The sequence below is a fragment of the Streptomyces sirii genome (assembly GCF_045690365.1).
Taxonomy (GTDB): Bacteria; Actinomycetota; Actinomycetes; order Streptomycetales; family Streptomycetaceae; genus Streptomyces; species Streptomyces sirii.
Window position 1 is genome coordinate 1,556,528 of sequence record NZ_CP147982.1, and the last position, 12,227, is coordinate 1,568,754.

Annotated in this window: 12 protein-coding genes; 4 read left to right on the forward strand and 8 right to left on the reverse strand. The window is 73.3% G+C overall.

Translation table 11 applies throughout. The features are described 5' to 3' along the window. Nucleotides 1-37: 37 nt before the first annotated feature. Both WAB15_RS07225 and WAB15_RS07230 read right to left on the reverse strand, forming a co-directional pair. On the reverse strand, nucleotides 38-520 hold the full coding sequence (locus WAB15_RS07225) for an NUDIX domain-containing protein (protein ID WP_399149093.1): 483 nt from the start codon (nucleotides 518-520) through the stop codon (nucleotides 38-40). 4 nt (nucleotides 521-524) lie between these two features. Then, nucleotides 525-2,078 carry an ATP-dependent DNA ligase gene (locus WAB15_RS07230; protein WP_407285714.1) on the reverse strand — a complete coding sequence of 518 codons (1,554 nt, stop codon included), beginning with the start codon at nucleotides 2,076-2,078 and terminating at the stop codon, nucleotides 525-527. A gap of 161 nt (nucleotides 2,079-2,239) precedes the next feature. Between WAB15_RS07230 and WAB15_RS07235 the strand changes: the two genes are divergently transcribed. Further along, a complete protein-coding gene (locus tag WAB15_RS07235) occupies nucleotides 2,240-2,929 on the forward strand; it encodes a histone deacetylase (protein ID WP_407289182.1) in 690 nt (229 codons plus the stop codon). 74 nt (nucleotides 2,930-3,003) lie between these two features. On the opposite strand, the gene WAB15_RS07240 is transcribed toward WAB15_RS07235, so the two are convergent. Further along, nucleotides 3,004-3,819, reverse strand: a complete 816-nt coding sequence (locus WAB15_RS07240) for an HAD-IIA family hydrolase (protein ID WP_399149096.1) — start codon at nucleotides 3,817-3,819, stop codon at nucleotides 3,004-3,006. Between the two features lie 147 nt (nucleotides 3,820-3,966). Between WAB15_RS07240 and WAB15_RS07245 the strand changes: the two genes are divergently transcribed. Next, complete coding sequence (locus tag WAB15_RS07245; protein WP_407285715.1) at nucleotides 3,967-5,280, forward strand: phosphoribosyltransferase family protein; 1,314 nt, start codon at nucleotides 3,967-3,969, stop codon at nucleotides 5,278-5,280. A gap of 29 nt (nucleotides 5,281-5,309) precedes the next feature. On the opposite strand, the gene WAB15_RS07250 is transcribed toward WAB15_RS07245, so the two are convergent. The 3 genes from WAB15_RS07250 to WAB15_RS07260 all read right to left on the reverse strand — a co-directional run bounded on the left by WAB15_RS07250 (nucleotide 5,310) and on the right by WAB15_RS07260 (nucleotide 7,108). Continuing rightward, on the reverse strand, nucleotides 5,310-5,633 hold the full coding sequence (locus tag WAB15_RS07250) for a putative quinol monooxygenase (protein WP_407285716.1): 324 nt from the start codon (nucleotides 5,631-5,633) through the stop codon (nucleotides 5,310-5,312). A 112-nt stretch (nucleotides 5,634-5,745) separates the two neighbouring features. After that, nucleotides 5,746-5,823, reverse strand: a complete 78-nt coding sequence (locus WAB15_RS07255; protein ID WP_384428599.1) for a 50S ribosomal protein bL37 — start codon at nucleotides 5,821-5,823, stop codon at nucleotides 5,746-5,748. A 76-nt stretch (nucleotides 5,824-5,899) separates the two neighbouring features. Further along, nucleotides 5,900-7,108, reverse strand: a complete 1,209-nt coding sequence (locus tag WAB15_RS07260; RefSeq protein WP_407285717.1) for a 4-hydroxybenzoate 3-monooxygenase — start codon at nucleotides 7,106-7,108, stop codon at nucleotides 5,900-5,902. 283 nt (nucleotides 7,109-7,391) lie between these two features. Here WAB15_RS07260 and WAB15_RS07265 point away from each other — a divergent pair, with 283 nt between their 5' ends. Next, a complete protein-coding gene (locus WAB15_RS07265) occupies nucleotides 7,392-8,465 on the forward strand; it encodes a beta-propeller fold lactonase family protein (RefSeq protein WP_407285718.1) in 1,074 nt (357 codons plus the stop codon). A 297-nt stretch (nucleotides 8,466-8,762) separates the two neighbouring features. After that, a complete protein-coding gene (locus tag WAB15_RS07270) occupies nucleotides 8,763-9,113 on the forward strand; it encodes a peptidase inhibitor family I36 protein (RefSeq protein ID WP_407285719.1) in 351 nt (116 codons plus the stop codon). 9 nt (nucleotides 9,114-9,122) lie between these two features. Here the strand turns inward: WAB15_RS07270 and WAB15_RS07275 are convergent, their stop codons facing one another. Together WAB15_RS07275 and WAB15_RS07280 are read right to left on the reverse strand one after the other, a co-directional pair. Next, a complete protein-coding gene (locus WAB15_RS07275) occupies nucleotides 9,123-11,087 on the reverse strand; it encodes a protein kinase domain-containing protein (RefSeq protein ID WP_407285720.1) in 1,965 nt (654 codons plus the stop codon). 162 nt (nucleotides 11,088-11,249) lie between these two features. Further along, on the reverse strand, nucleotides 11,250-12,224 hold the full coding sequence (locus WAB15_RS07280; protein WP_407285721.1) for an antibiotic biosynthesis monooxygenase: 975 nt from the start codon (nucleotides 12,222-12,224) through the stop codon (nucleotides 11,250-11,252). Between the last annotated feature and the right edge of the window lie 3 nt (nucleotides 12,225-12,227).

The following is a 12,227-nucleotide window of genomic DNA, read 5'->3' on the forward strand; positions in this document are numbered from 1 at the left end:
GGCCGTCGGGCGCCGCGGCCGCGCGGCGCCACGGCCGTCACCGGTCGGCTCCCTCGTCCGAGAGCCGCTCCGCCAGCCGTTCCAGGAACACCCGCTGGCCCTTGACCAGCCGTTCCCCGACCTCCTCCGGCCGGAACCACGCCACCCGGTCGATCTCGGGAAAGCTGCGGACCACTCCGGAGCCGCGCGGCCACTCCATGTCGAAGGTGCCGGGCACGATCCGCTCGGGATCGAGATCGCCGTGGACGGCCCAGACGGTCACCACCTTGCCGCCCGACTGGCGGACGTCCCCCAGGGGCACGTACCGCCCGTCGGGCGGCGGCATCCCCAGCTCCTCCTCGAACTCCCGCCGCGCCGCGTCCCACGCCTCCTCCGGAGGCACGTACTCCCCCTTGGGCACCGACCAGGCGCCCGCCTCCCGCCGCGCCCACAGCGGACCGCCCATGTGCGCGAGCAGGACCTCGGTGCCCTCCGCGCCGCCGCGGTACAGCAGCAGCCCGGCACTCCGCTTGCCCGCCACCGCCCTACACTCCCCCGGCGGCATCGTGCGCGGCGAGCACGGTCGCCACCGTGTCCGCCTCCGCCGCCGTCTTGTCCTGCCGGTAGCGCAGCACCCGCGCGAAGCGCAGGGTGACACCCGCCGGGTAGCGCGACGAGGTCTGCAAACCGTCGTAGGCGATCTCCACGACGAGTTCCGGACGCACCGTCACGACATGGCCGTCGTCGGCCACCGCGAGCCCCCGCAACCGCTCGGTCTGCCAGTCGAGGGTGGCGTCGGTGAGCCCCTTGAAGGTCTTGCCCAGCATGACGAATCCACCGTCCGGCCCGCGCGCGCCGAGGTGGAGGTTGGACAGCTTCCCGGTGCGCCGGCCGTGCCCCCACTCCGCCGCGAGCACCACCAGGTCGAGGGTGTGCACGGGCTTCACCTTCAGCCATGCGGCGCCCCGGCGGCCGGCGCTGTACGGGGCGTCGAGCGCCTTGACCACCACGCCCTCATGGCCCCGGCGGAGCGTCTCGGCCCAGAACTCCTCGGCCGCCGCACGCGCCGCGGCGTCGGCCGGGTCCGCCACCACGCAACGGCGCACCCGCACATGCTCGGGGACCAGCCCGGCCAGCTCGCGGTGCCGCTGCGCGCCGGGCAGTTCCAGCAGATCGCGGCCGTCGAGCGACAGCACGTCGAAGAAGACCGGGGACAGCGGCAGCGCGGCCTGCGCGGCGGCGACGTCGACCCGCGAGCCGAAGCGGCCCGCGACCCGCTGGAACGGCACCGGCCGGCCCGCGCCGTCGAGGGCGATCACCTCGCCGTCCAGGATGAACCTCTCGGCCGGCAGCGCCCGGGCGACGGCGACGACCTCGGGCAGCCGGGCGGTGACCTCGTCCAGCGTGCGGGTGTGGATCCGGACGTCCGGCCCGTCCCGGTGCACCTGTACGCGGATGCCGTCGAGCTTCTCCTCCACGGCGCAGGCGCCGAGCCGGTCGACGGCCTCGGCCACCGACTTGGCACTGTGCGCCAGCATCGGCCCGACGGGCCGGCCGACGGTGAGGCGGAACCGTGCGAGCGCCGGCGGCCCCTCGTCGAGCAGCGCCGCCGCGACGTCCGGCAGCGATCCCGCCAGCATCACGGCCCGGCGTACGTCCGCCGCCGGCACCTCGCTCGCCGCGGCGAGCCCGTCGACCGCGAGGGCGTCCAGCGCGCCCTGGCGCACCTCGCCGGTGAGCAGGCCCACCAGGAACCGCTGCTCCTCGGCGGTCGCCGCGGCGAGCAGCGCCCGCACCCCCCGGCTGCGCCGCTCCTGCTGCGCCCCGGTCCCCGAGACCCGGGCCAGGCCGGTCAGCGCCGCGTCCACCTCGCCCACCGTCAACGTGGCGGCGTCCGCTGCCGCGACCGGCTCGCGCAGCACGCTCCAACCGACCCCGATCCGCCCCTGGGGCAGCCGCCCGGCCAGATACGGGATGACCACGGGGGCGTCCTCGGGGGCGGCGGCCCGGAACAGCCCGGCCAGCAGAGCGATCTTCCGCGAGCGCGCCGAGGTCGCGGCGACCGCCCCCGACACCCGCGCGAGCTCGGCCAGCAGCATAGGGCCATGGTGCCTCCGCGGTGCCGTCCCCGCCCGCCCGGCACGCGTCCGGTACGGGCTGGTCGGCGGCCACAGTCCGCTCGGCCCCGGAGCGGCTGCCCGGCGGGCCGGTCGTGGCCGCGTAACGTGAGGCTGTGATCCGGCCCCGACGCCCCGAATCCATGCCTCCCGCCCCGGAAGCCACCGACGGCCCGCGCCCCGGCGATCAGCTCTGGTACGCCGCGTACGGCTCCAACATGCACCTCGACCGGCTGACGTACTACCTCGTCGGCGGCCGGCCCCCCGGCGGGCTGCGCAGCCACCCCGGCTGCCGGGATCCCCGCCCGCCCGCGCACAGCGCGCCGGTCCTGCTGCCCGGCCGGATGTACTTCGCCACCGAATCGCCGGTGTGGACCGGCGGCCGGGCCTTCTACGACCCCGACTACGCACCGGATCGGCGCGATGCCGCCGAACTCCCGGGGCGGGCCTATCTGCTGACGTCCTCTCAGTTCTCCGACATCGCCGCCCAGGAGATGGCCCGCGAGCCGGGTGCCGAGCTGGATCTGACCCATGTCCTCACCCACGGCCGGGCCCGGATCGGCCCCGGCCGCTACGAGACCCTGGTGTGCGCCGGGATGCTGGACGGCCTGCCGGTGCTGACCTTCACGGCCCCGTGGAGCAGCGACGACCTCTCCGTGAACCTCAATCCGCCCTCCGCGGCCTACCTGGAGCACATCGCCGCCGGCATCATCGACTCCCACGAGTGGAGCCCGCTCAGGGCCGCCGAGTATCTGGCGAGCTGCCCGGGAGCGTCCGGCCGCTGGAAGGCCGCGGACATCGCGGCGCTTCTCACCACACCCGGCACTCCGTAGCCACCGGGGAGCCCGTCACCGTACGGTCACCGACCGAGCCATGCGGTCACCGTCCGGACAGGCTGTCCCCGCGGTCATCGTCCCAACCGTCCGATCAGTCCGGGCAGCTCCGGCAGTTCGGCGAACGAGTCGAGCACATGGTCCGGGGAGCCGCGGGCGGCCCGGTGCGTCTCCGGCAGGTACTTTCCGGTCCTGACCAGGACGCCGGTGATCCCGCAGCGCTGGGCCGCCAGCACATCCGACTCGATGTCGTCGCCCACCATCAGCGCCGCCGAGGCGGGGACGCCCAGATGCGCCAGCGCGGCGGCGAAGAACTCCGCGGCCGGTTTGCCGGTGACCACCGCCTCGACCCCGGCGGCCCGCTCCAGCCCGAGCAGAAACGCCCCCGTGTCGAGGTCGAGCCCACCCGCCGTCCGCCAGTACAGGTTCCGGTGCATGGCGACCAGCCGGGCACCGCGCCGCAGATACCCGAAGACGGCGTTGAGCGCCGGGTAGTCGAACTCCTCGCCCGCCCCACCGAGCACCACCACGTCCGGTCCGTCCCGACCCGCCCGGGCACCGGTGCCCGACCAGATCTCCACGCCCTCCAGGTCGTCTTGGACCTCGCCGGCGCTGAGCAGCAGACAGCGCGCACCAGGATGGTGTTCGCGCAGGTAGGCGGCGGTCACTGCGGGGGCGGTGAGGATGTCGTCGGCGTCGACCGGGAAGCCCTCCCCGGCCAGTCGCCGGGCGATCTCGGCGCGGGTGCGCGAGGTGGTGTTGGTGACCAGGGCCAGCGGGATGCCCGCGGCACGCAGCCGCTCCATGGCCTCGACGGCGCCGGGCAGCGCCTTCCATGACACCGTGAGCACACCGTCGATGTCGATCAGTACCGCTCCGATTCCTGCCATACGCCGACGGTAACCACGCCCCGACCGGCCCGGACGTACGGCCGTACGCCATCCGGCCGCCCGACTTGCGGAGCATCGACATCTGAGGTAATTCGGAAGTGAGGTGTGGACGTGGCTTCCGTCTCCCCTGGGTAGGGGGTGCACACTGTGCTGTTCACCGACCGTACGGATGCGGGGCAGCGCCTCGCCGAAGCGCTACGGCACCTGGAGGGGGAAGAGCCCGTCGTCCTGGGCCTGCCCCGCGGCGGGGTCCCGGTGGCCTTCCAGGTGGCGCGGGCGCTCAAGGCGCCGCTCGATGTGATCGTGGTCCGCAAGCTGGGGGTCCCCTACCAGCGCGAGCTGGGATTCGGCGCCATCGGGGAGGGCGGTGTGCGGGTGATCAGCGACGATATCGTCCGTCGCGGCCGGCTCGATCAGTCGGATGTGGACTCCGTGGAGAAGGCCGAGGAGGCCGAACTCGTACGGCAGGCGCACAGGTTCCGCGCCGGACGGCCCCGGCTGCACCTGGAGGGGCGGACGGCGATCGTGGTGGACGACGGGATCGCCACCGGCGCCACGGCGGCCGCCGCGTGCGAGGTGGTACGGGCGCAGGGCGCGACCCGTGTGGTGCTGGCCGTACCGGTGGCTCCTCCGGACGCGGCCGATCGGCTCCGCAGCAAGGCCGATGAATTCGTCTGCCTGTCCACCCCGTTCGGCTTCGCCGCCGTCGGCGAGTGGTACCAGGACTTCTCCCAGACCCCCGACGCCGAGGTGGTGTCCCTGCTGGAGCGGGCCGCGCAGGGGGAGGGCGCGGCCGCGGACAGCGATCCGCTGGCGGACGCGGGAGGCGGCTCGGACCTGGAGGAAGAGGTGGCGATCGACGCCGCCGGCGTCCGGCTGACCGGTGACCTCAATCTGCCCGCCGGCGCCAAGGCGATCGTGATGTTCGCCCACGGCTCGGGCAGCAGCCGGCACAGCCCGCGCAACCGCCTGGTCGCCACGGCCCTGAACCGGGCGGGCCTGGGGACCCTGCTCTTCGACCTGCTCACACCGGCGGAGGAGGCCAACCGGGCGAACGTCTTCGACATCGAGACGCTGGCCGAGCGGCTGACCGACGCCACCGACTGGCTGCGCGGCCGGGCCGACGTGCCGATCGGCTACTTCGGCGCGAGCACCGGCGCCGCGGCGGCGCTGCGGGCCGCCGCCTCCCCCAGCGCGGACATCGGCGCCGTGGTCTCCCGCGGCGGCCGCCCCGACCTCGCCGGGCCGCTGCTCGCCGGCGTACGGGCCCCGACGCTGCTCATCGTGGGCGGCAACGACCTCCTGGTCCTCGACCTCAACCGCGAGGCCGAAGCGGCGCTGCGCTGCGAGACCCAGCTGGAGATCGTCCCCGGCGCCACCCACCTCTTCGAGGAGCACGGCGCCCTCGACCAGGTCGCCGATCTCGCCAGGGACTGGTTCGTCGGCCACCTGGTCGGCTAGCCGGCCGGGCCGCACACTTGGCGGACGGCCTAGTCGATGGTGATCTCGCCCATCGCGCTCCAGCCGTCCGCGCCCTCGATGGTGGTGCTCACGATGTCGGGCGTGCGCCGCAGCAGGGGGCGCATGGTCTCCAGGCCGGCGCGGAAGTGGTCGGAGTTGACGTGCGCTTCGGCGGCGTCGTCCTTGAACGCCTCGACCAGGACGTAGGTGTGGGGGTCCTCGATGCTGCGGGACCACTCGAACCACATGTTGCCCGGTTCGGCGCGGGTGGCGGCGGTGAAGGCTTCGACGTGCCGGGGCCACTCTTCGGCGTGCTCGGGCTTTACGGGAAACTTGACGACGATGAAGATCATCGGTCGATGATAGGACACCCGGGTTCATCCGCCGTCAACCGGGTCATACAGGGCCATACCCAAGGGGCACGCGGGGCGCCCCTTGGGTCGGGGACCGGGTGCGGTCCTCAGATCAGCACTGCGGCCGCTTGCCGTGGTTGGCTCCGCCCTTGCGGCGGGCCCTCTTCTTACGACGGCGCTTCGAGGACATGACGTCTCCCTTCTCCGTACCTCAACACTAGGTTTCGCGAAGGTTCTACCACCTCTCGGCGGCGGCCCGCCCCGTCTTACAGGTCGGCTTCCTCGCCGATGTACAGCCCGGCGAACGCCTTCGCCGCGGACTCGGAGCCCAGCAGCCGGCGCAGCCGGGCCGACGCGGTGCCCGCCCGGAACCGGTCGCCGGAGGAGGCGCCGTGCAGCGTCTCGGACAGCCACTGCGAGAACTCCAGGTACTGCCAGACCCGGCGCAGACACGCCGTGGAGTAGGCGTCGAGGCCGCTGTCGTCGCCCTCGCGGTGCGCGATCAGCGCGTCGGCGAGCAGCAGCGCGTCGTTGATCGCGAGGTTCATGCCCTTCGCGGCGATCGGGGCGACCAGGTGCGCCGAGTCGCCCGCCAGATACAGACGGCCGTACGCCATCGGCTCCAGTACGTAGTTGTGCATGTCCAGAACCACCCTTTCGAGCAGGGGTCCCTCGTTCAGCGACGGGGCTCCGGACGCGGCGAGGCGCAGCCCCAGCTCGTCCCACACCCGCTCGTGCGGCCAGTTGCGGACGTCCTCGCCGGGGGCGACCTGGAGGTAGTAGCGGGTGATCTGGGGGCTGCGGGCCATATGGGCGCCGAAGCCGCGCTCGTGGATGCCGAAGACCACGCCCTGGGCGGAGGGCGGGGCCTCGGCGAGCAGGGCGAGCCAGGCGACGCCGTGGTCGTAGCGGGTCAGGACCGCCCGGTCGGCGGGTATCGCGGCCCGGGTCACCCCGCGCGCGCCGTCGCAGCCCGCTATGTAGTCGCACTCGACCCGGTGCCGGACGCCGGTCGCCGGATCGGTGTACGACACGGTGGGGCGGTCGCCGGTCAGATCGTGCAGCCGCACCTCGCGCACGCCGAAGCGGGCGTCGCCGCCGGCGGTGTCCACGTACGCCGCGACCAGGTCGGTGACCAGCAGCGGCTGCGGATAGACGAAGTGGCGCCGCCCCGACAGCTCCGCCGTGCGGACCGTGTGCCGCTCACCGTCGAACCGGAACTCGAACTCCGCCTGGGTCTCGGCCCGTTCGAGCAGCCGGTCGACCAGCCCGTGCCGGGCCAGCGCGCGCACCGCCCACTCCTCGATGAACCCGGCACGCGGCCGCTGCTCGATGAACTCCCGGCTCTCCGCCTCCAGTAGTACGCAGTCCACACCGGCGGCGCGCAGCAGATTCGCGACGACGAGGCCGGCGGGACCGGCACCGACGATCGCCACCGAGGTGCGCGTGCGGGTGAGTTCGGCAGGAGAGGGCACGGCGTGCGGTTCCCTTCGGGCGTCGGAAAGAACGCACGCAGTATGGCGGTCGGCCGGCCCGGCCGGTGCGGCGGGCACCGTGCGAGCGGCCTGACGCGTGCGGCCGGAGGTGGGGGCGGGGGCCGGCGCGGATCGATCCGCTCGGCCAACCGGGCGACGGCGCACCGCGTGGACCGCGCAGGGAGCGGGCGGCGGTTCACCCGCCTGGAGCACGGCCGAGGGCGGCCACCCGGGATCCCTGATCTTGTGGAGCCGTAATGATCACTAGTGACCCAGGAGAGCCATGCACCGTTACCCCCTGACCAGCGCCCCGCCCGGCATGGCACCCGACAGGCACCATCCGAACGTTCCGCCACCGTCCCGACGCCGTCGCCTCTGCTGGAGCTCGGCCGCCGCCGTGCTGCTGCTCTGCGTGCTGGCCGCGGCCGGCACACCACCGAACCCACCACCCCGGCACACCGCCGCCCGCTACCCCGTGCGCGTCAGCGCCTACGTGGCCAACAGCGGCTCGGCGACCGTCTCGACGTACGACACCCGTCTGGACCGCCGGGTCGCCGATGTCCAGGTGGGCCACGGCCCCACCGGCGTGGGTGCGGCGCCCGACGGCGAAGTGGTCTACGTCGCCAACAGCCGCTCGAACACCGTCTCCTTCATCAACACCGCCTCGCGGCTCGTCATGGCCACCGTGCGGGTGGGGCGGCGGCCCTTCGCCGCGATGCCGTCCCGCGACGGCCGCCGTGTGCTGGTGGCCAACTTCGGCTCGGACACGGTCTCGGTCATCAACGTACGGGCCCGCCATGTGATCGCCAACGTGCCGGTGGGGCCGCTGCCGCACAGCATCACCACGATTCCGGACGGACGCGGCTATGTGACCGACAACGGCGGCGGCGAGGTGACCGTGCTCGACCCCGGCGCGCATGCGATCCGGGAGATCCCGGTGGGCGACTTCCCCAGCGGGATCAGTTCCTCGCCCTCCGGCCACCGGGTGTTCGTCTCCAACACCGGTTCCGGCACGGTGTCGGTCATCGACCCCCACGGCGACAGGGTGATCGCCACGCTGCCGGCGGGCCGGGCGCCGCTCGGAAACGCGGTCAGCCCCGACGGAAGGCGTCTGTACGTCGCCGACTCGGCCCGGGACTGCCTGCTGATCATCGACATCCCCTCCCGTCACATCGTCGGCCACGTCCACGTGGGCGTGCAGCCGCAGGGGGTCGCCGTCACCCCGGACGGCCGGCGGGTGTGGGTGACCAACGAGCAGTCCGACACCGTCTCGGTCATCGACCCCTTCGCCCGGCGGCTCCGCTTCACCCTGCCCACCGGGCACGAACCCGAAGGCATCGCCATCACCCCGCGCTGAGCGTCGGACGCCGGCCGGGCCGCGACGCCCGCCTCGGCACCACAGCGCATCGCACAGTTCGAACAACGCGTCGCTTCACGCGTGCGGACACTCGTACAGGGCTGCCCGGAAGCGTGACAGCGACTCGAACGCCGTACGCGGCGCCGGCTGTTGCCCCACACTCGTCTCCACGGCCTTGGCCTGGTCAAGGTCCCTCGGGCCGGTGAGTGTGACCAGGCCAAGCCCGCCCGCACATCCGGCGCATGCCCAGGTGGGCGCCCCCGTGCGGATCATGTTTCGACTGTCACGGGAGATCCCATGCGCCTCCAGCACGTCACCGCGGCACTCGGTTCCCTGGCCGCCGCTGCCGCCCTCGCCCTGGCCGCCACCGTCCCCGCGCACGCGGGGACCGGCGCGGCGTCGGACCCGCACGGCTGCCCACGCGGTTCGGTCTGCTTCTGGCCGGAGCCCGCCTTCCACGGGGCGATGCGGGCCGTGTCGGACACGCAGCGCGGATGCGCGGCCACGCCGGTGCAGCCCGCACAGTCGATCTACAACAACGGCGACCGCTCCCGCTCCTTCTACTCGGCGCCGCACTGCGCGGTACAGGTCGGCGCACTGCGGCCGGGCGGCTCCGTGCAGTCGGTCTCCGTCACCAGCTGGCAGTGAGGCCGCCGGCTACCGGCCGCCGTTGACCACCGCCCGCTCCACCGCACCGCCCTCGACGTGCCATCTCTTGAGGATCCTGCGGTACTCGCCGCTCGCGATGAGGCGGTCGAGGGCCGCCCGCACGGCGTCGCGCAGGGCCGTGTCGGCCTTGGCGACCGCGATGCCCAAGGGAAGCGGCTGCAGCTGCCCGCCGCCGAGTTCGAGCGCGCCGCCGTGCGAGCGGGTCGCCGCGGTGTGGACCGCGACCGGGTAGTCGTCGAGGCAGGCCGAGGAGCGGCGCTCGGCGACGTCGTCGTAGACGTCGGCCGATGAGTCGAACGGCCGGATCCTCAGCTTCGCGGGGACCTGCCGGTTCAGCTCGCCCAGGAAGTCATGGGCCAGCGTGCCGCGTTGAACGGCGACCGTCTTGCCGGACAGGTCCGCGGGCTTCTCGATGCCCTGCGGGTTGCCCTTGCGGACGACGATGGCGACACCGGAGCGGAAGTAGTCGATCAGGTCGACGCCGCCGCCGGTCTCCGATCCGCCCGCGTTCCCCTCGTGACGGTCCTTGGTGTCGGTCATCGCCGACATGATCAGGTCGAAGCGGCCCTCGTGCAGGCCGGGGAGGAGGGTGTCGAAGGTGGCGTTCTTGAACGTACAGCGCACCCCCAGCTCGCGGCCGAGGGCGTTCGCGAGGTCGACGTCGAGGCCGACGGGCCTGCCGTCCCTGACGAACTCCATCGGCGGGTAGGTGAGATCCGAGCCGATGGTGACGACCCCCTTGCCGCGAATCTCCGCCGGCAACTGGGCGGACGGCTTCCGGCTGCTGCCGGGCTTGCCCCCGGTGCTGGTACCGGGGCTGCCGCCGCCCGCGCCGTCCGGCCGCAGCGTCCAGGCCAGCGCCCCGCCACCGGCCACCACCCCGGCGGCGGACAGCGCGGCGAGCACCCGGCGCCGGCTCGGCCCCGAGGACGCGGGGCGACCCGGCTGATGCGGTGGTCGGGTGGGCGCCGAGGGCGCGGGGCCGTCGACCGCGGTGCGGGTCGGCAGCCGGTCGAAGGCGATACCGGCGGGCGGCTCGGCCTGCGGCCGCGGTGCGAAGGTGTCCCGGGCCCTGGGGTCGCCGAGCCGCGCGGACAGCCCGTCCAGTTGTGCGGCGATCGGCTCCGGCAGCCAGTCGCCGTACGGGCCCGGTGCGCCCACCCGGGCCATGAGCGCGGGCAGCGCGGGCCGCCGCGCCGGCTCCTTCGCCAGACAGTCCCCGGCCAACTCCCTTAGGTAGTCGGGTAGTTCGTCGAGCCGCGGCTCCTCGTGCACGGTGCGGTACATGAGGATCTGCGGCTCGGCGCTCCCGTACGGACCGCCGCCGGTCGCCGCGAAGACGATCACCCCGCCGAGCGCGAACACATCCGCCGCGCCGGTGATCTCGGGCCCCGTCATGACCAGTTGCTCGGGGGCCATGAACCCCGGGGTGCCGAGGGCGGTGCCGGTCGCCGTCAGGGCGGTGTCCGCGGCGGAGTGCGCGATGCCGAAGTCGATGACGCGGGGGCCGCCCGCGGTGAGCAGGATGTTCGACGGCTTGAGGTCGCGGTGCACCAGGCCGTGCGCGTGCACCGCGGCCAGGGCGTGCAGCAGTCCGGCGGTCAGCAGCCGCACGGTCTGCTCGGGCAGCGGCCCGCAGTCGTGCACGGCGGCGGCCAGCGAGACGCCGGGCACGTAGTCGGTCGCCATCCAGGGCGTGTCGTCCTGCGGCGCGGCGTCGACCACCGGCGCCACGAACGGTCCGCCCACCCGCCGGGCGGCGGCCACCTCACGGGCGAACCGCGTCCGAAAGCCCTGGTCGTCGGCGAGTTCGGAGCGCGCGGTCTTCACCGCCACCGTCCGCCCGTCCGCCGCGCGGCCGAGGTAGACCCGCCCCATGCCGCCACCGCCGAGCAGCCCGATGACCCGGAACGGGCCGATCTGCCGCGGATCGTTCTTCGCCAGCGGTCGCACCGCCACCCTCCCCCTGCCCGCAGTTGTGTTCCGTAGTATCCCGCACCCGCCCGAGGCGCCCGCCGTCGCCCAGGGAGCGACCGCCGGCAGCGGCTCGGCGCCGCGGTCGGCCTCGACACCTGCACGCGGCCCCCGGACGTCGGCTGTCCGGGCCGTCGCCAGTCAGGGCAGTGTCCAGAAGCGGACCGTGACGAGGTAGAAGACGACAGCCCAGAAGGCCATCGCCAGCGCGACGACGCCCAGGCCACGGAGGTTGCTCCTTGCCGCCGGTTCGTCCGGCGGTGGCCGCAGCCATCGGCCGAGCAGCGGGTTCACGTAGTAGGGCATGGTCAGGAAGCTCATGAGGAAGCTCGACAGCAGGTTGCCCACGAGCAGGCCGATCCAGAGCGGCAGGTGCAGCGGGGACAGCGCGAGTGTCAGCAGCACGACGGTCGGGTACAGGCCGACCCAGATGGCGAGGGAGGTCCTGGTCTCGGAGGGCGGCGGCGGCGCCTCCTGGCCGTTGCCCTCGAAGGCGAACCAGCTGCCGAACGAGTTGTCGATCGTATGCAGTTTGAAGTCGCTGAACTTCTCGCCCTCGGCCAGGATCTCCTGTCGTTGGGGCGACGTCAGCCAGGCATCGAGGTGCTCGGCGCTGTCGTAGCGGTACAGCGTGGTCCATTCCTCCTGAAGCCCCTCGATGGGGCGGAAGAGCTCGCTCCCGCGAAACCCCTCGAAACTGCTCTCCTCCCGGACCATGTGGTGCTGCCAGACGAGGAAGTCGTCGACGTGGTTCGGGTGGACGCGGTGGGTGACCACCACGGTGACCAGCGGATCCAGTGACTGGGTGCCGCTGCTGACCACCTGCTGGGTCGCCGGACCGTCGAAGTACTTGGCGCCGGCGTCGAGATACGTCTGCCTGGTCGCGCTGTTGATCCACGCCTGCAGGTGCGCCACCGAGTCGAACCGGTACACCACGACCCAGTCGGGTTGCAGCGGTGTCGGCGGGGAGACCTCGGCGCCGAGGAAACCGGGGTAGTAGGCGGCCGCGGCGTTGAGGTCCTCCTGCCACGACTCGAACTCCCGCTCCATCCCGGGCAGGACCTTCTGGCCGATGATCGCCGTCGCCGCGGCGGCTAGGTTCTTTTCGGTGTTCATGGT